Genomic DNA, 18,567 nt, shown 5'->3' on the forward strand with positions numbered 1-18,567 from the left:
AAACCCCGGGGTGTTGGAGCACCGCCGGGGTTACTTGTGCCCATGCACCGGGCGCTTCTCCGAGCACCCGACACCGCAATTTTCACCGCAACGCCGTAACACCTCGTCAAACCCCCACCCACATCACCCTTTCGGGCGGCGCGAGCGCACTCACCCCAGCGCGCCCCGGAACCTCCGCTCCCTGGACGCTCCAGCCTCGTCCGCGAGTTGATACCGTCGGTGGACATGACTGACTACGAGACCGCATTTCGGTCGCTGGACGGCACCGCACTGTCCGGCACGGTCACTCCCTCGCCAACTCCCCCAACTGCTCTGGCCGTTCTCGCACACGGCGCCGGCGTCACCCGTGAAGAAGGCGGATTCTTCGGCCGCCTGGCGGCCGGTCTCGCCGCCACCGGCATCACCTGCCTCCGCTTCGACCTGCGGGCCCACGGCAGGAGCGCCGGGCGCTTCTCCGACATCACGATCGCCTCCATCGCCAACGACATCCGGGCCGCGTCCGGACACCTGGCAGAGATCGCCGATCGCCCCGGCCGGGTCCACGTCGTTGCCGCCTCGTTCTCCGGCGGTGCGGCAGCCCTACATGCCGGAAGCCGACCCGATGAGGTCGACAAGCTGGTCCTGCTGAACCCACGTATGGACTACCGGAACCGCTTCATCACCGAAGCAGCCGGATGGGTCGAGGACCGCCTCTCCACAGAGCACGCCGTGAAGCTGGACGAGCGTGGCTTCTCCGTCCGTCAACCGTTCGAGACGGGCCGCGGTCTCCTGAACGAGGTCTTCCACCTCGACCCCGTGCAGCTCTGCACCGGCGTGCGGTCACCCGTACTCATCATCCACGGTACGAAGGACACCTTCGTCGACATCGAACTGTCCCGTCGATTCGCGCCGCTCTTCGGCGCCGGGGCCGAACTGTACGAACTCGACGGCGCGCAACACGGGTTCGCCGTCCACGACGACCCGTCCTACGCCCACCCGCAGTCCAAGGCCTGGCAGAGCGAGGTGATCGCCAAGGTGGCGGAATTCGTCTCGTCCTAACATGACACGGTCACCATCAGACGTTCGTGGAACTCCCGCACCGCCGGACGGTCGCGGTGCGGGAACAGGATCTCTGCCGTGCGGTGGAGTTCGGTGATCACCTGCCCATAACGCGGAGGCGCGGCCACGGCCAGGGCACGGAGAGCCGCGTCAGCCGCCTCGTCAGGCTCACCTGCCTCGGCGAGAGCCCCCGCCAGGAACGCGCTGTAGTGGGCATGGTCGCGAGGTCCGAGGACGCTCCCCGAGAGATGCGCCCGAAACACCGCAACTGCTTTGTCCGGCCGCTTGGCCTCACGCCAGCAGATCCCGGACTGCACCATCAGCCGATCGCGGGTGTAGCCGTCCCCGAGAGGCCCGGTGCAGGTCGCCGCCCCGCACGGCTCGGCCGCCTGGTCCAACGAACCATGCGCCTCGTCCAGGACTCGCTCGATCTGCTTCTCGGCGGCCCCGGTCATCGCAAGTCCGCGCGCCTTCTGCTGAAGTGCCTCAGCACGTGGACGTGGCGGAAGGACCCACGGCCCACTGGTGGCCGCATCTGCCAAGGCGAGTATCCGAGCCGGGTCGTGGCGTCCCATGGCCTGCGCCTGACGCAGGAGAACGTAGGCGTGCATGGCACCGTCGCTGGTGAAGGTGGCCCATTCTTTCGACTGGTTGTGCCAGTAGGTGATCGTCCGGTGAGGCGATCCGGCATCCCGGTGAAGCCACGCTGCCAGTTCGGCCGCACGCGCCCCCAGGCCGAGTAGCTGTTGACGAATGCCGGGCTTGGCATCTCGTGCAGCACCGTTGATCGCGGAGAGGATTCCAAGCGCGGCGGGCATTGCCCGATGCGGCCCGTCGAGAAGATCAATCCGAGCCGTCTCGTCCAGCGCGTTGCGCAGATGATCGACAAGATCCTGGTCGGCGTATCGGTAGGCGTCCCGGGCTGCGGCTGCGAGATGGTCCAGTGCCGCAAGATCGAGCAAGGGTGCGACAAGAGCACCGCCTACGAATGTTCGGCGAAGCACATGATCCTCCATGCCGGGTTCGTCATCGGCCGCAGTGTCCCGCGCCATCGCCTTGCCGGCGGGCGGAACGAAGCCCAGGTGCCCCAAGGGCATACCGAACATCCGGATCAAGACCTGACGCGCGTCCCGGTTCGGCCACAGGGTCTGTCCCGATTCCCACCGTCTGACCTGACGCACCGAGATCCTGGCCTTCGAGCCCGAGGTGCCAGCCGTGGCGTTGTACGCCTCAGCGAAGTCCTCCTGAGTGCGCCACCCACGCTTGATCCGCGCAGTGACGAACGTTCCATTCGGTGTGTGTCCGGGCATCTCTGCACCCCCGCAGATCCAGGCTAAGCCGCCGACATCGGCCAGCGACAGGAGATACGGCGTACCGATCGAAGTGTCCGGTGATGTGTCCTCCAGTCTGACCTCGTCTCATCCGCAGAAGCACTGTTGACTGATGATCAGCCGCTCTGGAACTGGAAATCGCCATCGGGTTCGGGAGTTCCTGGGCGGCCGAACGATCCGGCATCCCAGCGGGAGGCCTGCGTGACCTCCCGATCGCCACGGAGCTGGTCAGCAAATCCTGCAAGACCGTGCACGCAGACCTCCGCTTCCAGTGATCGTCCCTACGCTTGAGAGGACCACCGTGGCCCGCACACCTCCACTCACCTCCCGCGAGCGCTACCGCCGGCGGATCTCCCCCCGACCGCGGTCGGTCGTCGTGCAACCGGACGGCTTCTGCAATGTGGCGTGCAGCTACTGCTACCTCCCCGGAAAGGACCGTCGGACGCCGATGACGTCCGATGTCGCCGAGGCCATTGCCCGGTCGATCCGCGAGATCGCAACCGTCGATGCCCCGATGGACCTTGTGTGGCACGCGGGTGAACCGCTGGCGCTCGGGACGTCGCGTCTCTCCGAGTTGACCGATCCGTTCGAGAGCCTTCGGCATGAAGGCCTGCTGCACCACTATGTCCAGACCAACGGCACCTTGGTCAGTGACCGCTGGTGCGAGTTCTTCGCGGAGCGCGAGGTACGTGTGGGGGTGAGCATCGACGGTCCCGCCGAGTTCAACACGGAGCGCGTCGACCGCCGAGGAAAGCCGGTCTTCGATCGCACCCTCCGAGGCATTGCGCGTCTTCGCCGACACGGAATCGGCTTCTCCACGATCGCCGTGGTCACAGTGGACAGCATCGGCCGGCCGGAGGAACTGCTGGACTTCTTCGCCGAACTGGGCTGCCACACCGTAGGAATCAACATCGAAGAGCGCGAGGGAGCCAATGCCCACCGCCCCGTCCCCATGTTCGAAGCCGCAGCCGAGTTCTGGAACCGCGCGATCGCCTGGACTCGTTCGAACCCCGGCCTGACCGTCCGCGAAATCGATCGCCTTGGCGCCTACCTGCGCTCCCTGCGAGGCGGAGACGGCTGGCAAAGCGTTCGGATCGACCCCATCCCGACCGTCTCTTCAATCGGGGACGTCGTTCTTCTCTCCCCTGAGCTGGCGGGCGTCCAATCCCCCGAGTACCACGACTTCCAGGCCGGGAACGTCCTGCAGCTCACCATCCGCGACATGCTGGCCAACGCCCATCGGCTCCGCTACGTGGACGAGTTCCTGACCGGCCTGGACGCCTGCGAGGCCACCTGCGAGTACTTCGGCTTCTGTCGGGGTGCTCAGGCCGGAAACAGGTTCTTCGAGAACGGCCGCTTCGACTCCACCGAGACGAACCACTGCCGCGTGTCGCGGCAGGCCCTTCTCACCGCCCTGTCCGATACCGTCCGAGCGGAGACCGCGTCATGACCTTGCTCGAACTGCTGAAGACCATCGAAACCGACGTGATCAGCGACCTGGTGGATGCCGGCACGACCGGCCCCGCGGTGGCGAAGTTCGACAACCGCCCCACCTGGGACAACGCCGGCCCCAAGTTCGACAACCGTCCGACCTGGGACAACTGGAACAAGAAGTGAGCGTCGCCGGGCCAGTGCCGACCGGCGCTGGCCCGGCGCAACGGAAAGCGAGCATTCACCATGCCCAGCCGTTCCTTCGGCCGTATCAGCATCACCTTGCCCGATCTCACCGGTGGCTACCTCTCCAACACCTCGACCTTGGAGAGCGGCCGGGGCATCGTCCAGGAGTTCGCCTATGCCGACGCCGATCTACGCGACCTCGACCTGGCCAACACCCGTCTCCTCACCGGCCGCGTCACCAACCTTCGTGCTTCCCGTGTTCGCATGGACGAGGTACGCGTGGACTCGGTCGAATTCACCGACTGCGACCTGGGAAATCTCCAGTGGGTCGACAGCAGGCTGTCGCGCGTCGTCTTCAGGAACTGCAAGATCATGGGCGGGAACTACAACGGCCTCACCCTCGACAACGTGCTGTTCGACCACTGCAAGCTGAACTACTCCACCTTCGAGAAGCTCCGCACCACCGGCCCGCTCGCTTTCACCGACTGCGTGCTCACCGAGTCGGCCTTCAACGGGTGCGACCTCACTGCTGCGGTCTTCGACGGCTGCTCGCTACGAGACACCGAGTTCGGCCGCGGCACCTATCGAGCGACCGACCTGCGCGGCAACGACCTGTCCATGCTTCGGGGTATCGGCAACCTCACGAAGGTCATCATCGACCGCCCCCAGCAGATCGAGCTCGCCCAAGCGCTCATGGCCGAGCTGGAGGTCACTTTCGGGGATGACCTCGACGGGCCCGGGTCCAGGAGGACTCCATGAGTCTCAAGGTCGCCCACGCCTCACCTGCCGCCCTAGCAGCCCGCACCCAGGTCGCCAGTGTCGGCACGACCCGCGGCGACGCCCGGTTCGAAGAGGGTGCTGTCATTCCCATCGGCCCTTGGCGTTCCCTCGATCACGACGTGATCGACCGGCTCCGACCCGGTCGGTCCACGGCCGACGACATCGTCGTCGAGGTGGTCGGGGCCGAGAGCATCGGCCCCGACCACCTCAACAGTCCTGGAACCCACATGCTTGGCAAGGCTCTCAGCGTCGCCAAGTCACCGACCACGACACCCAACTACCAAGATGGTCGGCTGATCGGCCTGCACGTCGACAACTGGGACAAGCTGAGCCACGCACGCAAGCACACCGGTCGGCGACGACTGTGCATCAACCTCGGGCCTGGCACCCGCTACATCCTGCTCGGTGACGTCGACATCCAGAACGTCTGCCGGACGGTCCGCGAGGATCACGCCGCCTGTTACCCGCACACCGATGACCTCCGGTCCTACGTCGCACGCGGATTCCCCCTCCACTGCTTGCGCATTCGGCTCGATCCCGGCGAGGGCTACATCGCACCCACCGAGTTCCTGCCTCATGACGGCTCCACGGAAGACCAACAGGAATCCACTGCCGCCTTCTGGCTCGGCCGCTGGGCATGCGGCGCCATGGGATCGCTGGTCTGACACTGTCCGACAACGTCCCCGAAGGCATCCGAGAGTGTGTCGAGCACCTTCGGGTGCTCCTTGATCACCCGTTCAGGCGGCGCACGCGCGCACAGTCCGGCGCGCCCCGGGCCCGCGAGCCCAGGGCGCGCTTCATGCCACCCATCACCCGACCACGCGATCCGGCTCGTCCAGCCACACCCGGTGCTCGCCCGCGACGGTGACGGTCAGGCCGAACCGGTCGAGGCCCGGCTCGCCCTGGCGCTGCCACCAGGCATGGGCGGCGGTCACCTCGTCCCACAGGTCGCGGGGGCCGGACTGCGAGACGGCGTGCTTCCCGTCCCGGTCGGCGAGGCGGCAGTGGGCGTACGAGACCCCGTCCCACACCTCGAACCGCCCCGTACCGAAACGGTCGTAGCCCGCCCACACCTCCCGCCGGAACAGGCCCGGCAGCCGCAGCCCGATCGCGAACGCGGCGTCGGTGCACTCGGCCACGGCGGCGGGGTCGAGGGCGGACGGGCCGTGCCGGACGTCCTCGATCTCGAACTCGCCGCTCCCGGGGCGCTGGTCCCGCACCCACATGAACGCCACATCCTCGACGAACGGCCCGCTCGCGGACCGGCCGTCATCGGCGACGGTGAGCCTCAGCAACCCCCCGTTGCAGAACGCCGTGCCGTACGGGACGACGATCACGCCGCCGGGCACCGTCTGCTCGATCAGCGCCCCGGGGACGCGTTGCACGGCCGCGGTGACATGGGTCCGGTCGTACGGCGCGCCCGCCGGATGGCCGAGCATGCCGTCGCCGACAACGGCCGTGACCGGCAGGCCGTTCGCCGCCAGGCGCCGCCACGCCGCACCGGACAGTTCAGGGTCCAGCTCCACCGTGGTCACGTTCTCCACCCCGAGCCGGCGCGCCAGCAACGCGGCCGTCCACCCCGCACCGGTGCCGATGTCCAGCACCCGCATGCCGTCGGCGACCCGGAGGTGCCAGAGCATCCGGGCCACGACGGTGGGCATCGAACTGGACGAGGCCGGCGTGCGGCCGTCCTCGTCCAGCCTCGTCACGAGCGGGACGTCCGAGGCGACCAACTCCCCCCACTCGCCCGGCCGTTCCGTCCGGTCGAGCCACTCACCCCCGTGGTGGACCCGGTCCGGGACGAACAGGCGTCGGGGCACCGCCCGGAACACCGACTCCCAGTCGACCGACAGCGCCCCGGACTCCCGGAGCGCGTCGGTGAGCGCGTTCCACTTCACGCGGTCATCCCCTTCGTGGAGGAACTCGGTCGGTGCGAGTCGAGTACAGCCCAACTCGCCCTCACCGGAAAGCCATTGCCTGTGGTCCCGGGGTTGTCCCGCCCGCACCGGCGGTAGGCTCGCGGTCACTGTCGATGATGGGATTGACCCCGTGGACGACCCGATCCGGCATCCCCTCGCCTACGCGCGCGAACTGCGTCACTGGTCGCAGGGCGACCTCGTCGCGGAGCTGAACAAGGCCGCCCGGCGTCACGGGCTCCGCTCCGGGGCCGACAAGGCGGCCGTCAGCCGGTGGGAGCACTGGCGCAAGACGCCGAACACCGACTCCCAGCTCCTCATCGCCGAGGCCTTCGACGTCCCGCTGTCGGAGTTGGAGGCGTACGGCTGGCCGTACTGGCTGCCCGGGCGGGACGAGCCGCTGCCCCTGGGCGCCGCCCACACCGTCCGAGCACTCCACGACGCCCAGAGAGCCGCCATGGACCGCCGCAGCTTCATGACCTTCAGCGCGATCTCGCTGGGCGGCCTGGCCGCCCAGTGGGCCACGACCGAGCCCGGGCGCCTCGCCTCGGCCCTGGACGGCAAGCACGTGGACGGCGAACTCGTGAACTGGCTGGAGGAGACCAGCAGGAAGCTGACGGCCCTGCCCACCGAGCAGCGCCAGCACACCGTCCGCCTGATGGACGCCCACCTGGCCACCGTCACGGAGCTGATCGAGGAGGGCCGCTACGGCGAGGCGACCGGTCGACGCCTCCACCGGCTGGCCGCCTCGCTCGCCACCACCTGCGGCTGGTACCGCTTCGACCAGGGCCGGCACTGGGCGGCCGGAAAGCTGTGGGAGGCCGCGCTGCAGTCCGCGAACGCCGCGGGCGACCGCGACCACGGCGCCGGGGTGCTGTCCGACTTCGCCTACCAGGCCACCTGGCTCGGCGAGGCGGGGGTCTCCGTCAACCAGCTCGGGCACGCCCTGTCCGGCGTCTCGCACCCGACCGCCCGCTCGCTGCTCCTCCTCCGCCGCGCCAGGGCCCACGCGGCGCTCGGCGACCGCGCCGCCTGCTACCGGGACCTGTCCGACGCCGAGTCCGCCCTCGCCGTCGACGCCGCCGACCCCGCACCCGGGTGGTGCGCGTGGATGGGCCCCGCCGACCTGGCCGTGGACTCCGGCCAGTGCCTCCTGGACCTCGGCCGGACGGACGAGGCGCGGGCCCGGATCGCGGAGGGGATGGCGCTGCTGCCCCGCGCCAGAGACAAGACGCGCGGCGTCTTCCTGACGTACCAGGCCCGGGGCTACCTGGAGGCCAAGGAGGTCGAGCAGGCCGTGTCCGTCACCGGTGAGTCGCTCGACCTGGCCACCCGGATCGGCGCGCCCCGCTGCGTCGCCCTGGTCCGCGAGCTCGCACCGGCCTTCGAGCCGTACCGCCGGGTCGACGGCGTCCCGGAGTTCCTGGAGCGCCTGCGGGCCTGCTGACCACTGGCCCGTTCCTTCGTCCCCGCACGCCCTGGCGCCGATCCGTCCGATCAAGCGATCATGGTCTTGACGTTCTGTCATATCCCCATGCCGAAAGGTATCCACGATGCTGGTCGACTGGCCCACCGAGACGTTCGTCCTACGCCTCCACCGCATTCCCGGCCTGGTGGCCGGAGCCGCGCCGGGAAGCCCGGAGGGTACCCCGGTGGTGCTCGCGCCCGAGACCGGTAGCGACGGCGAGCAGTGGGTGGCCGAGCGGTTCCGGGTGCTCAACCACCGGATCCGGCACGTGGCCACCGGCCTCTACCTGACCGCCGAGGAGTCGAGCCGGGGCGCCAAGGTCACCCTGCGGCCCAAGTTCTCCGACACCGGCAGCGACTCCTCGTACTGGCGGCAGGCCTGGCGGGCCTTCGTCCAGCGCGACACCGGCCGGCTGATGGCCCTCCACGACTCCTCCAACTGCCTCCTCGGCCTGGCCGAACCGGCGGCCGAACGGCCGAGCGGGCCCCTGATCCTGGAGAAGGGCGCCGGGGCCCAGGACCTGAACTGCACCGCCTGGGCGCCCGCGCCCCTCCCGGCACCGGAACCCGCCCCCGCCCCGGCGCCGAAGGCCACCGACCTGCCGGTGGGGACGGGACGGGTCCGGGTGCCGGCCCGCCGCTTCGAGAAGCGCGTGCGGACCGTCGAGCAGTTCTTCGAGGAGACCAGCTTCCGGGAGGTCCCCGGCGAGCTCCTCACCCCGGGCACCCGCATCGAGGCCTTCGACTTCGACCATCACTCCCAGGGCGACTGGTACCAGGAGGGGCGGGAGGGAGATCTCGTGACCTTCATCGACAGCTACGACACGGCGGGCGCCGCGCGCAGGGCCTTCCACCGGCTGAAGGGGGAACCCGCCCGCTACGTGAACTCCGACGAGGTCGACGTCCACTACGTCCCGCCGAAGCTCGTCGCGCGCACCAACTTCCCGGCCGCGCTCTTCGACGACTACAGCGGCGCCCTCGTCCGGACGCCGTACCGGCTGGCCAACGGGCATGGCTTCTACAGCCAGCCCGAACGCCGCGAGGGCCTCTACTACCCCAAGCGCGACGGCGCCGGCACCGTCGTGCAGTGGAACAAGAGCTGGATCGCGGACCGGGACACCTCGTCCAAGGTCTTCCTCCGCTTCGAGGGCCGCTACTTCATCGACCAGATGGACATCACCTGGGCCGACGACCAGAAGAGCTAACCCCGGACCCGAGACCCAGGAGGCGTGTTGAGCGAGATCATCCTCATGTCCGACCCGAAGGTCGCCGCGATCCCCGTCCAGGACTGCGGCGAGCGGCTGTCGGACGTACGGCTGTCGGACGTACGGAGCGGCGGCGGGCTGCCCGTCGACGGGCGCAAGCAGGACGGCACCGGGGCCTTCGCGCAGCTGCGGGCCGGCGTGCTCGACCGGCTGCTCGACGCGCAGGCGGCCCTGCCGGACGGCCTGCGGCTGCTGTTCGTCGAGGGCTACCGGCCGCCGGCCCTCCAGAGCCGCTACTTCGACGAGTACGCCGCCGAGTTGCGGGCCGCGAACCCCGACTGGCCGGACGACCGGATCAGGTCGTCGGCCAGCCGCTACGTCTCCCCGCCGGAGATCGCACCGCACAGTGCCGGGGCCGCCGTCGACCTCACCCTCGTCGACGCCGACGGCCGTGAACTCGACCTCGGCACCAGGGTCAACGCCAACCCGGAGGAGAGCGCCGGGGCCTGCTACACCCACGCCGACAACATCGGTACGGAGGCCCGCGCCAACCGGCGACTGCTCGGCAGCGTCCTGACCGGCGCCGGGCTCGTCAACTACCCCACCGAGTGGTGGCACTGGTCGTACGGGGACCGCTACTGGGCACTGGCCACCGGCGCGCCGTCGGCGCTCTACGGGCCGGCGCACCGGTAGCCGACACCTCGCACAGCCGACACGACACGCGACCCGCTGCCTGCTGTCGGCCGCGCCCGCGGCCCCGGGTCAGGATGGCGTCGACACCGACGCCGTCCTGACCCGAGGAGCAGAGCGATGACCGAGCAGAACCCCGAGCACGCACCCCCCGCCGTCGCCGTCGCGATCGTCGTCGAGGACGGCCGGGTGCTGATGGTGCGGCGGCGGATCGCCGAGGGCGAACTGTCCTGGCAGTTCCCGGCCGGGGAGGTCGAGCCGGGCGAGTCCGCCGGGGCGGCGGCCGTGCGCGAGACCGCCGAGGAGACCGGCCTGCGCGTCGCCGCCGCCCGGCTGCTCGGCGAGCGGGAGCATCCGCAGAACGGGCGGCGGATGGCGTACACGGCCTGCGAGGTGGTCGGCGGCACCGCCACCGTGGTGGACTCCGACGAGCTGGACCGGGTGGTGTGGGCGTCCCGCGCCGAGCTGGCCGAGTACGTGCCGTTCCCGCTGTTCCCGCCGGTGCGGGAGTACCTCGACGGCGCGCTCGCCGAGTAGGGGCACGCGGTCTCCGGAACTCCTCCCCGCCGGAAGGACGTTCGGACGGGAGACCCCTCTCCCCCGCCCCGGAAGGAAACGCGTGACACCCGCGCACGGAGCCCCGTCCGACCACCCCGCACCGCGAGCACGCCGGTCGGGGCGGGAACCCGTCACCGACGAGACGGTCGCCCGGCTCCGGATCCAGGCCCGCACCGACCCCGCCTCGGGCCTGCCCGCGCTGGCCGAGGCGCTGCGGGGCCGGGCCTACGGCCGGCCCGAGCCCCGGCCCGAGGAGGCCGTCCCGTTCCTGGAGGAGTCCGCCGGCATCTACCGCGCCCTGGTCGCCGACGGCTGCACCGAGCACCTGGCCGACGCCGCCCGCGCGCTGGCCTCCCTCGCCCTGCAACTCTCCCTGGCGCACGCCGACGGCCCCGCCCTCGCCGCCCGGCGGGAGGCGGCCGACCTGGCCCGGCGCGCCGAAGCGGACCAGCCGGTGGAAGGCCTCGGCCAGGCCGCCGTCCTGCACGCCGACCTCGCCCACGGCCTCGCCGAGGCAGGACGGTTCGACGAGGCCGTGGACGCCGCCCGCACGGTGGCCGACCGCTCCCGGGCGGTGACCGAGCCCGGCGGGAGCGACCTGGCGTGGCGGCTGCTCGACCTCACCGTGCTGCTCCGCCTCGCGGACCGCACCGAGGAGGCCGTCGCCGTCGAACACGAGGCCCTCGCCCGGCTGCGCGAGGGCCGCACGGAACCGGCCCGCAGCCCCGTCCCGGCCCTGCGGACGGCCGGCGCCGCCCTGTGGTTCGCCGATCTGGGCCGCGCCGAACAGTCGCACCGGCTGCTCGCGGACGCCGCCCGCTCCTGCGAACTCCTGCCCGCCCGCGGCGACGCCGGCGACTTCGGCTTCAACGAGGGCCTGCGGAGCGCCCTGTTCGCCCGCTCCGGCGTACGGGACGAACAGGCCGCGGCCGACACCCCGGACCCGCTCGCGCTCGGCGTCGACCCGGGCCGCCCCCTCCAACCGGTGCTGGGCCTGAGCCTCCACCACTGGTCCTTCAGCCTGCGCGAGTCCTTCGAGGACGGCCTGGCCACCCTCGCGCGGGCCGTCGAAGCCGTCACCGGCAGGCCCGAGCCCACCGACCGACTGCCCGACGAGGACGACCCGTCCGAGCACCCCGACGACCCCCTACCCCTGCCGGAGGACCGCGCCCTGCTCGCCGCCCTCGGCACCCTCACCCGGCGGCTCGACCTGCGCCGGGCGGTCCGCGGAGACCACCCCACCTACTACGCCCACCTCACGCTCCCCCGGCTACGGCGGAGCGTCCGGATCGAACGCCACCTCCACGCGACCGGCCCCACCGACGACACCCACCGCCTCGTCCGGGCACTCACCGACCTCGCCATGGCCCAACTCGTCCACGGCGCCCACGCCGAAGCGACCGCCACCCTCCACGAGGCCCACACCCTCGCCGTACGGCCGGAGGCCCCGGGCAGCCACTGACCTCCGGCACCCCATCCACCCCGTCCACCCCCGTACCCTGTCCCGCAGCACTCGCACAGGCACCGTACGGACCTTCGGGGGAACCGGGGAAACCAGTGGAACTACGTCAGTTGCGCGTCTTCGAGGCCCTCGTCGCCCACCGCACCGTCACTGGCGCGGCCATGGCCCTCGGACTCGCCCCGGCCTCCGTCTCCGAACAGGTCCGCACCCTCGAACACAGCCTCGGCACCGACCTGTTCGACCGGGCCAGGCCCGACCTGACCCTCACCCCGGCCGGGGAACGCCTCCTGCCCTGGTCCCGCCGACTCCTCGACCAGGCCGACCAGGCTCGCCGCGAAGTCGCCGTCACCCGGACCCGCCTGCGCCTCGGCGTGCTGGCCGCCGTCGCCGCCACCCACCTCCCGGCCGTCCTGGCCCGCCTCACCGACCACCGCCCCGACCTGGACATCTCCCTCCACACCGACGCCACCCGGGACATCCTGCTCGACGGCGTCGCCGCCGGAGCCCTGGAAGCGGCCCTCATCCTCGACGCCCCCGGCCCGCTCGGCGCCCTCGGCTTCCCCCTGCCGCCCGCCCCGCTCGATCACCTCGACCTCCAGGCCGTCCCCCTCACCCTGGTCGCCGCCCCCACCCACCCGCTCGCCCGCGCCACCGCCCTCACCCCCGAACTCCTCCGCGGCCACCGCCTCCTCGTCGACACCCCCGCCTGCTCCTACCACCTCGCCGGCGAACGCCTCCTCGGCCACCACATCCGACGCCTCCACACCGGCACCGTCCCCACCACCCGCGCCTGCGCCGAACAGGGCCTCGGCATCGCCCTCCTCCCCACCCACGCCGTCCACACCCACCTCACCGCCGGCACCCTCACCCGCCTCCCCCTCAACCCCCCCACCCCTCCACCTCCGCCTCCTCTGGCCCACCCACCACGCCCCCTTCCCCACCCTCCACTACCCCCTCTCCGTCGCAGCCCCCTGAACGCTGCCCACCCCACCGGCCAGCGCCGTCGGACCAGTACGCGACCTCCGACTCAACGACAAGCCGGTGCAGGTTGCCGCCCACAACGCCCTTCCCCCTTGCCATCCCGGCCCGGCGGGCCAATCATCTTGCGGCCGAAGGTCGAAGCGAGTTCTCACAGGGCACTGGCCGCCCACTTGAACGGATTAATATGCAAGGCATTTCCCCAACTGCTAATACATCAAGCTCTGCCATTCATGATCAAGATCGATCCTCCATTTGACCAAGATGATCATATTGGAAATATTTCCAGCATCGCCTTGCGCTTGCCCAAGATTTCCATGTTCAATGATTTTCACGCTAGGAGAACTGCTTACGAGGTTGCAATGGCAATTCCGGAAGAAATGAACACCCTTCGACTTCGTCGACTCAAAATCCTGGATGAACACCACCAAGCCCAGGAGGAGTTGCGCATGCAAATGGCGACCAAACTGCGGGAGGTCGACCATGAGGCCAGGCGTCTCGGCGGTCGAAGCGCAAGCCTCCCATGCCTGGTGCGCATCACTCCAGGCCCCATCCTGACCATCTACCACTCGGCCGATGCCCCCTGCGGGCGTGTGCAATATACAAGCAACTTCCGAAGGGTGACTGAGGCTAAAGCAAAAGACTCGTCACCCTACTTTCGCCTGGAGCGATGCACAGCCTGCCACTGGGGAAACGCCGCGAAGATCCACGGTCAACGGCTGCTGAACGACTCGTAGACCTGCCGCTCCGCAGACGAGCAGACACGGCTTTCGAGGAGCATCCGTCAGATGGACTTTCGAAGGCATGAGCAAGGCATCCACAGCCAGCGCGATTCCCTCCCCGACTCCAATACGGCGGCCGCATCCAGCCCGCACACAGCAGCGCGCCCCGGGGTTCAAGGAACCCCGGGGCGCGCAACTTCCGTACATACGTCAGGCCTTGGGGCCCGCCGACTGGACGACCTCGAAGGACCAGAGGGTGGAGCCGGAGGCGGCGGGGCGCTTGGGGGCCTCGCCGGCGGGGCCGTTCTGGTGGGCGGCCTTCATGGGGCCCTCCATCCAGGCCTTGAAGTCCTCCTCGCTGCGCCAGCGGGTGTAGACGAGGTACTGGTCGGTGCCCTCGACGGGGCGGAGGAGCTCGAACCACTCGAAGCCGTCCGAGTTCTCCACCGCGCCGGCCCGGGAGGCGAAGCGCTGCTCCAGCACCTCGCGCTGCTCGGTCGGCACCGTCAGGACGTTGATCTTGACGACGGACATGGCGCACTCCTTCTGCTCCGGTGACTGCTTACGGGGAGCAGTCTGCTACACCTCACGGCCGGACCGTTCGGAGGCACCGGCGGTCACGGCGGGTAGTGGGGCGTCGACATGCAGGGACCGGGCCCGGGTGGAAGCCTGGAGGTAGAGCCCAGAACCCGAGGGACAGGGGAACGGTCATGGGTATCGGCGACAAGTTCCGGGACAAGGCCCAGCAGGCCGAGGAAGAGGCCAAGCAGCGCATCGGAAGCGGGCAACCGCAACAGGACGAGGCCCAGCAGAAGGCCTCGCAGGCCCAGCAGCAGGGTCAGCAGAACCTGGACGACGTGCAGGACGACATCGAGGGTCAGCAGTAGCGGCGACCGTCGAGCGGGGACGGCCGGGGCGAGTCCTCGGCCGCCCCCGTCCTCGTCCGCATCAGGCTCAGGCGATCCACGGCGGGAGGACGCGCTGATCGTCGCGCGGGGCGAGGGCGCAGGCGTCGGGCGGGGTGACGGCGTCGGGGTTGTAGGCGTGGGCGGGGGACGGGGAGGCGACGACGGCGGTGAAGCCGGTGTCGGTGGCGATCTGCCGGACGGTGTCGGCGGGGAGGGCGGCGGTGTCCCCGGCGGCGAGGGTGAAGGTCTCCCCCGCCAGGTCGACCCGGGCGGTGCCGGTGAGGAGTGTCCAGACCTGCTCGGTGTCCATGGCGTGCAGCGGGCCCCGGGCGCCGGCGGTCATGTCGACGTGCCAGACGGCGAGGGAGGTGGCGCCCTGGGTGGGCGAGGCGTAGGTGGTCATGACGGCGTTCGGGGTCTCGGTGCGGCGGGCGTCGGTCCGGCGGATGACGGGCATGGCGAGGGAACCCCCTAAGATGGACAATGAAGTTGTCTATATGGTCAATGAGGTTGTCTATCGTGTCAAGCGAACCGTCCCCGCCGGGATTTGAGCTACCGCTGCGCCTGCTGCTGGCCTTCCGGACGATCATCGACGAGCTGCACGAGCGCATCGCCCGCGAAGGCCACCCCGACCTGCGCCCGATGCACGGCTTCGTCTTCCAGGCGATCGGCCCGCACGGCACCACCGCCACCGAGCTCGGCCGCCGCCTCGGCGTCACCAAGCAGGCCGCGGGCAAGACCATCGACGGCCTGGAGCAGCTCGGCTACGTCGAGCGGGCCGCCGACCCGGCCGACACCCGGCGCAAGCTGGTCCGGCTCACCGCACGCGGGGTGGACTGCCTGCTCCGCTCGGCCCGGATCTTCGACGAGCTGCGCGAGGAGTGGTCGGCGGCCCTGGGCGAGGAGCAGCTGCGCCAGCTGGAGGACGGCCTGCGCCGGCTCGCCCCCGGCGACCCGTTCCGCCTCGACACCCCGCGCTGGTTCGGGGCACCGTAACCCCGTTACCGGTCTCAGGAGTTGGGCAGACCGCCGGTCGCCAGGGTCTGGTTCTTGTACGCCTTCACGCCGGTGATCTCGGCGCCGAACCACTCCGGCGCCGAGAACGCCGCCGCCTCGGCCTCCGAGCCGAACTCGACCTCGACGGTGCGCAGTCCGGCCAACTCCCCCTGGTAGACGTCCGCGTAGACCGTGACGCCGGACGCGTCGAAGGTGTAGCGCTCCTTGACCAGCCGCGCGCCCTCGGTGGCCGGCCAGAGTTCGGTGAACTCCTGTTCCCCCAGCTCGCGTTCCACCTCGATCCGCACCGGGGAACCGACGCCGGACGCCTTGCGCTTGACGCCGAGGACGCAGCTGCCGCCGATCCGCCGCAGCCGCACCTCCGTCCCGTCGTCCTTGATCGCGATGTACCCCTGCTCGATGTGCTGCCGCACCGCCGTCTCCGGCGGCTCGAAGGCCTCCAGCAGGAACTTGCGCTCGATCTCGAGCGGCACGCCGCACCACCCCTTCCCGGTCACGCCCCACGGGCAGACGGACGAACGGACGGTCAGAACGACCGCCCCTCCCCACGGTACGGCCCCTGCGGTCCCGACGGGTCCGGACGGTCGCGCAGGTCCGCGCAGAGCGAGGAGCTGAGCCGGTTCAGGACCCCGGCGAGCTCGGCGTACCGCTGCTCGTCCCAGTCCCCCAGCAGTTCGGCGAGCTGGGTGCGCCGGGCGGCGACCAGCCGCAGCGCCGCCTCCTCCCCCGGTTCGGTGAGCCGCAGCGGCAGCCCGCCGGCCCTCGCCGCCAGCCCCCGGCCCTCCACCTCCCGGACGGCCTCCTCGATCACCGAGACCGGGACGATCCGCCGCTCGGCCAGTTCGGCCGGCTCGACCGAGCCGTGCTGGTGCATCTGGAGGAGCAGCCAGCTGGAGGCGGGCCGCAGGTCCAGCCCGGCGGTCTCGGTGATCCGCCGGAAGAGGTCGCGCCGGGCCTCGCGGCTGTTCAGCACCGAGAGGGCGCGGGCGATCTCGTCCAGCGAGGTGCGCTCGACCGGGTTGAACCCGATGGACTCGCTGAGGTCCGGAGCGGTGACGGTGGAGCGCAGCTTCTGTTCGCGCAGGAACAGCGACAGCACGAAGGCGACCACCGCGACCGGCACCGCGTACAGGAACACCCGGGTGATCGACTCGGCGTACGCGTGGTAGACGCCCGGCTGGACGGCGGTCGGCAGCCGGGGGATGACCCGCGGGTCGGAGGTGATGACCTCCGGTCGGAAGCCGGGCGGCAGCGGCACCCCCGCCAGGGCGTCGGCGAGCCGGCTGCGCAGTCCGCTCGCGAAGACCGTCCCGAAGATGGAGACGCCGAAGGAGGCCCCGATGGAGCGGAAGAAGGTGGCGCCCGCGGTGGCCACGCCGAGGTCCTCGTAGCCGACCGAGTTCTGCACGATCAGCACCAGCACCTGCATGACCAGTCCCAGCCCGAGGCCGAAGACCAGGAAGTAGAAGCTCATCTCGGCGGTGCTGCTGTGCTCGTCCAGCCGGGAGAGCAGCAGCAGCCCGACGGTCGTCACGGCCGTCCCCGCGATCGGGAAGATCCGGTAGTGGCCGGTACGGGCGACGATCTGGCCGGAGCCGATCGAGGTGAGCAGCATGCCGAGCACCATCGGCAGCATGTGGATGCCGGACATGGTGGGCGAGACCTGCTGGACCACCTGGAGGAAGGTCGGCAGGTAGGTCAGCGCGCCGAACATCGCGAAGCCGACCACGAAGGAGATCACCGCGACCAGGCTGAACGTCCGCGAGCGGAACAGCCGCAGCGGCAGCACCGGCTCCGCGGCCGTCCGCTCGACCTGGACGAAGGCGAGCAGCAGCACCAGCCCGAGCACGCCGAGGCCGACGACCTGCCAGGACGTCCAGGCCCAGGTGGTCCCGCCGAGCGAGGTCATCAGCACCAGGCAGGTGGCGACGGCGGCGATCAGGACGGTGCCCAGGTAGTCGATCCGGTGCTCGCGCCGGACCTCCATCCCGTGCAGCACCGCCGCGATCACCACCAGGGCGACGATGCCGATCGGCAGGTTGATGTAGAACACCCAGCGCCAGCTGAGGTGGTCGACGAACACCCCGCCGAGCAGCGGGCCGAGCACGCTGGTGACGCCGAAGACGGCGCCGAAGAGGCCCTGGTAGCGGCCGCGGTCCCGGGGCGCGACGAGGTCGCCGACGATCGCCTGGGAGAGCACCATCAGCCCGCCGCCGCCCAGGCCCTGGAGGGCGCGGAAGGCGATCAGCTCGCCCATGTTCTGGGCGATCCCGCACAGCACCGAGCCGAGCAGGAAGATCACGATGGAGGCCTGGAAGAAGCGCTTCCGGCCGTACATGTCGCCGAGCTTGCCCCACAGCGGGGTCGCGGCGGTGGAGGCCAGCAGGTAGGCGGTGACCACCCAGGAGAGGTGGTCGAGGCCGCCGAGGTCGCTGACGATGGTCGGCAGCGCGGTGGAGACGATGGTCTGGTCGAGGGCCGCGAGCAGCATCGCCAGCAGCAGGGCGCCGATCGGCACCCAGAGGTTGGGGACGGTGACCGCCGGCGGGCCGGGCTCGCCCGCCGGGCTCCGGCCGGACGCGGTGCGCGGCTCCGTCATCGGGTCCCCGCGGGCGTCACGGCGTCTCCCCGGGCATCACGGCGTCTCCGTGGGCATGGCGTCTCCATGGGGTCCCGGGCCCGTCGGCCGGGCCGTGCGGATGATCACTCCCAGCTCACCGCGCTGGTCGGTTTCGTCCCGGTATGTTCCACCGGGTTGAGCCGAGCGTAAGCGCCGGGGACAACCGCCGCGCTCCGGGCGTTCTCGGAGGAGCCAACCCGCACCAACCGGCGCAACACCCCCGCCGGGGGACGGACGCCCCTGTCCCCCCTTCGGACG

Annotated in this window: 19 protein-coding genes and 1 pseudogene; 14 read left to right on the plus strand and 6 right to left on the minus strand. The window is 70.5% G+C overall.

The window, feature by feature from the left end; all coding sequences use genetic code 11:
• Window positions 1–207 precede the first annotated feature (207 nt).
• Window positions 208–1,038, plus strand: a complete 831-nt coding sequence (locus ACFVU7_RS02410; protein WP_234348288.1) for an alpha/beta hydrolase — start codon at window positions 208–210, stop codon at window positions 1,036–1,038.
• Here ACFVU7_RS02410 and ACFVU7_RS02415 read toward each other — a convergent pair.
• On the minus strand, window positions 1,035–2,348 hold the full coding sequence (locus tag ACFVU7_RS02415; RefSeq protein ID WP_388043904.1) for a multiprotein-bridging factor 1 family protein: 1,314 nt from the start codon (window positions 2,346–2,348) through the stop codon (window positions 1,035–1,037). The two genes, ACFVU7_RS02410 and ACFVU7_RS02415, sit on opposite strands and share 4 nt — an antisense overlap.
• Before the next feature lie 322 nt (window positions 2,349–2,670).
• Between ACFVU7_RS02415 and amcB the strand changes: the two genes are divergently transcribed.
• Genes amcB through ACFVU7_RS02435 form a run of 4 tightly spaced genes read left to right on the plus strand, consistent with a single transcriptional unit; the run spans window position 2,671 to window position 5,431 of the window.
• Window positions 2,671–3,819 carry a cyclophane-forming radical SAM peptide maturase AmcB gene (amcB, locus tag ACFVU7_RS02420; RefSeq protein ID WP_388043906.1) on the plus strand — a complete coding sequence of 383 codons (1,149 nt, stop codon included), beginning with the start codon at window positions 2,671–2,673 and terminating at the stop codon, window positions 3,817–3,819.
• Complete coding sequence (amcA, locus tag ACFVU7_RS02425) at window positions 3,816–3,986, plus strand: multiple cyclophane-containing RiPP AmcA (RefSeq protein WP_198959297.1); 171 nt, start codon at window positions 3,816–3,818, stop codon at window positions 3,984–3,986. The genes amcB and amcA overlap by 4 nt, the downstream gene beginning before the upstream one ends.
• 60 nt (window positions 3,987–4,046) lie before the next feature.
• Complete coding sequence (locus ACFVU7_RS02430; RefSeq protein ID WP_388043908.1) at window positions 4,047–4,745, plus strand: pentapeptide repeat-containing protein; 699 nt, start codon at window positions 4,047–4,049, stop codon at window positions 4,743–4,745.
• Window positions 4,742–5,431: a hypothetical protein gene (locus ACFVU7_RS02435; RefSeq protein ID WP_074000823.1), complete on the plus strand. Its 690-nt coding sequence runs from the start codon at window positions 4,742–4,744 to the stop codon at window positions 5,429–5,431. Before ACFVU7_RS02430 ends, ACFVU7_RS02435 begins: the two co-directional genes overlap by 4 nt.
• A gap of 144 nt (window positions 5,432–5,575) precedes the next feature.
• Here ACFVU7_RS02435 and ACFVU7_RS02440 read toward each other — a convergent pair whose 3' ends face one another.
• On the minus strand, window positions 5,576–6,664 hold the full coding sequence (locus ACFVU7_RS02440) for a methyltransferase domain-containing protein (protein WP_388043910.1): 1,089 nt from the start codon (window positions 6,662–6,664) through the stop codon (window positions 5,576–5,578).
• Between the two features lie 151 nt (window positions 6,665–6,815).
• Between ACFVU7_RS02440 and ACFVU7_RS02445 the strand changes: the two genes are divergently transcribed.
• The 7 genes and pseudogenes from ACFVU7_RS02445 (at window position 6,816) to ACFVU7_RS02475 (ending at window position 13,779) form a co-directional block, all read left to right on the plus strand.
• Window positions 6,816–8,129, plus strand: a complete 1,314-nt coding sequence (locus tag ACFVU7_RS02445) for an XRE family transcriptional regulator (protein ID WP_388043912.1) — start codon at window positions 6,816–6,818, stop codon at window positions 8,127–8,129.
• A gap of 106 nt (window positions 8,130–8,235) precedes the next feature.
• Window positions 8,236–9,354, plus strand: coding sequence for an RICIN domain-containing protein (locus ACFVU7_RS02450; protein ID WP_388043914.1), 1,119 nt, complete (start codon window positions 8,236–8,238; stop codon window positions 9,352–9,354).
• Between the two features lie 27 nt (window positions 9,355–9,381).
• A complete protein-coding gene (locus ACFVU7_RS02455) occupies window positions 9,382–10,047 on the plus strand; it encodes a M15 family metallopeptidase (RefSeq protein WP_388043915.1) in 666 nt (221 codons plus the stop codon).
• A 117-nt stretch (window positions 10,048–10,164) separates the two neighbouring features.
• On the plus strand, window positions 10,165–10,581 hold the full coding sequence (locus tag ACFVU7_RS02460; RefSeq protein ID WP_388043917.1) for an NUDIX hydrolase: 417 nt from the start codon (window positions 10,165–10,167) through the stop codon (window positions 10,579–10,581).
• 82 nt (window positions 10,582–10,663) lie between these two features.
• The gene (locus ACFVU7_RS02465) at window positions 10,664–12,064 is read left to right on the plus strand and encodes a hypothetical protein (RefSeq protein WP_388043919.1); all 1,401 of its coding nucleotides are present in this window, start codon (window positions 10,664–10,666) and stop codon (window positions 12,062–12,064) included.
• Between the two features lie 161 nt (window positions 12,065–12,225).
• Window positions 12,226–12,936: pseudogene (locus tag ACFVU7_RS02470) on the plus strand (LysR family transcriptional regulator); the annotation flags it as partial.
• Between the two features lie 339 nt (window positions 12,937–13,275).
• The gene (locus ACFVU7_RS02475; protein ID WP_143204459.1) at window positions 13,276–13,779 is read left to right on the plus strand and encodes a hypothetical protein; all 504 of its coding nucleotides are present in this window, start codon (window positions 13,276–13,278) and stop codon (window positions 13,777–13,779) included.
• Window positions 13,780–13,974: 195 nt separating this feature from the next.
• On the opposite strand, the gene ACFVU7_RS02480 is transcribed toward ACFVU7_RS02475, so the two are convergent.
• Window positions 13,975–14,298, minus strand: a complete 324-nt coding sequence (locus tag ACFVU7_RS02480) for an antibiotic biosynthesis monooxygenase (RefSeq protein WP_049650519.1) — start codon at window positions 14,296–14,298, stop codon at window positions 13,975–13,977.
• 176 nt (window positions 14,299–14,474) lie between these two features.
• Between ACFVU7_RS02480 and ACFVU7_RS02485 the strand changes: the two genes are divergently transcribed.
• Window positions 14,475–14,651 (plus strand): hypothetical protein, encoded by a 177-nt coding sequence (locus ACFVU7_RS02485; RefSeq protein ID WP_380776330.1) that lies wholly within the window; start codon window positions 14,475–14,477, stop codon window positions 14,649–14,651.
• A 67-nt stretch (window positions 14,652–14,718) separates the two neighbouring features.
• Here ACFVU7_RS02485 and ACFVU7_RS02490 read toward each other — a convergent pair whose 3' ends face one another.
• Complete coding sequence (locus ACFVU7_RS02490; protein WP_387819801.1) at window positions 14,719–15,129, minus strand: cupin domain-containing protein; 411 nt, start codon at window positions 15,127–15,129, stop codon at window positions 14,719–14,721.
• 47 nt (window positions 15,130–15,176) lie between these two features.
• Between ACFVU7_RS02490 and ACFVU7_RS02495 the strand changes: the two genes are divergently transcribed.
• Window positions 15,177–15,668, plus strand: coding sequence for a MarR family winged helix-turn-helix transcriptional regulator (locus tag ACFVU7_RS02495; RefSeq protein ID WP_181970558.1), 492 nt, complete (start codon window positions 15,177–15,179; stop codon window positions 15,666–15,668).
• Window positions 15,669–15,682: 14 nt separating this feature from the next.
• Here the strand turns inward: ACFVU7_RS02495 and ACFVU7_RS02500 are convergent, their stop codons facing one another.
• Both ACFVU7_RS02500 and ACFVU7_RS02505 read right to left on the minus strand, forming a co-directional pair.
• Window positions 15,683–16,162, minus strand: coding sequence for a CYTH domain-containing protein (locus tag ACFVU7_RS02500; protein ID WP_388043920.1), 480 nt, complete (start codon window positions 16,160–16,162; stop codon window positions 15,683–15,685).
• A 53-nt stretch (window positions 16,163–16,215) separates the two neighbouring features.
• Window positions 16,216–18,288, minus strand: a complete 2,073-nt coding sequence (locus ACFVU7_RS02505; RefSeq protein WP_388043922.1) for an MFS transporter — start codon at window positions 18,286–18,288, stop codon at window positions 16,216–16,218.
• Window positions 18,289–18,567 lie beyond the last annotated feature (279 nt).

This window comes from Kitasatospora sp. NPDC058046 (assembly GCF_042885595.1).
GTDB lineage: Bacteria > Actinomycetota > Actinomycetes > Streptomycetales > Streptomycetaceae > Kitasatospora.

Excerpts from the sequence above, each read along its gene's own strand:
- ACFVU7_RS02415 (WP_388043904.1), bottom strand. The coding sequence starts at position 2,348 with ATGCCCGGACACACACCGAATGGAACGTTCGTCACTGCGCGGATCAAG.
- amcA (WP_198959297.1), top strand. The coding sequence starts at position 3,816 with ATGACCTTGCTCGAACTGCTGAAGACCATCGAAACCGACGTGATCAGC.
- ACFVU7_RS02430 (WP_388043908.1), top strand. The coding sequence starts at position 4,047 with ATGCCCAGCCGTTCCTTCGGCCGTATCAGCATCACCTTGCCCGATCTC.
- ACFVU7_RS02435 (WP_074000823.1), top strand. The coding sequence starts at position 4,742 with ATGAGTCTCAAGGTCGCCCACGCCTCACCTGCCGCCCTAGCAGCCCGC.
- ACFVU7_RS02450 (WP_388043914.1), top strand. The coding sequence starts at position 8,236 with ATGCTGGTCGACTGGCCCACCGAGACGTTCGTCCTACGCCTCCACCGC.
- ACFVU7_RS02460 (WP_388043917.1), top strand. The coding sequence starts at position 10,165 with ATGACCGAGCAGAACCCCGAGCACGCACCCCCCGCCGTCGCCGTCGCG.
- ACFVU7_RS02475 (WP_143204459.1), top strand. The coding sequence starts at position 13,276 with ATGATCAAGATCGATCCTCCATTTGACCAAGATGATCATATTGGAAAT.
- ACFVU7_RS02480 (WP_049650519.1), bottom strand. The coding sequence starts at position 14,298 with ATGTCCGTCGTCAAGATCAACGTCCTGACGGTGCCGACCGAGCAGCGC.
- ACFVU7_RS02485 (WP_380776330.1), top strand. The coding sequence starts at position 14,475 with ATGGGTATCGGCGACAAGTTCCGGGACAAGGCCCAGCAGGCCGAGGAA.
- ACFVU7_RS02490 (WP_387819801.1), bottom strand. The coding sequence starts at position 15,129 with ATGCCCGTCATCCGCCGGACCGACGCCCGCCGCACCGAGACCCCGAAC.
- ACFVU7_RS02495 (WP_181970558.1), top strand. The coding sequence starts at position 15,177 with ATGAGGTTGTCTATCGTGTCAAGCGAACCGTCCCCGCCGGGATTTGAG.
- ACFVU7_RS02505 (WP_388043922.1), bottom strand. The coding sequence starts at position 18,288 with ATGACGGAGCCGCGCACCGCGTCCGGCCGGAGCCCGGCGGGCGAGCCC.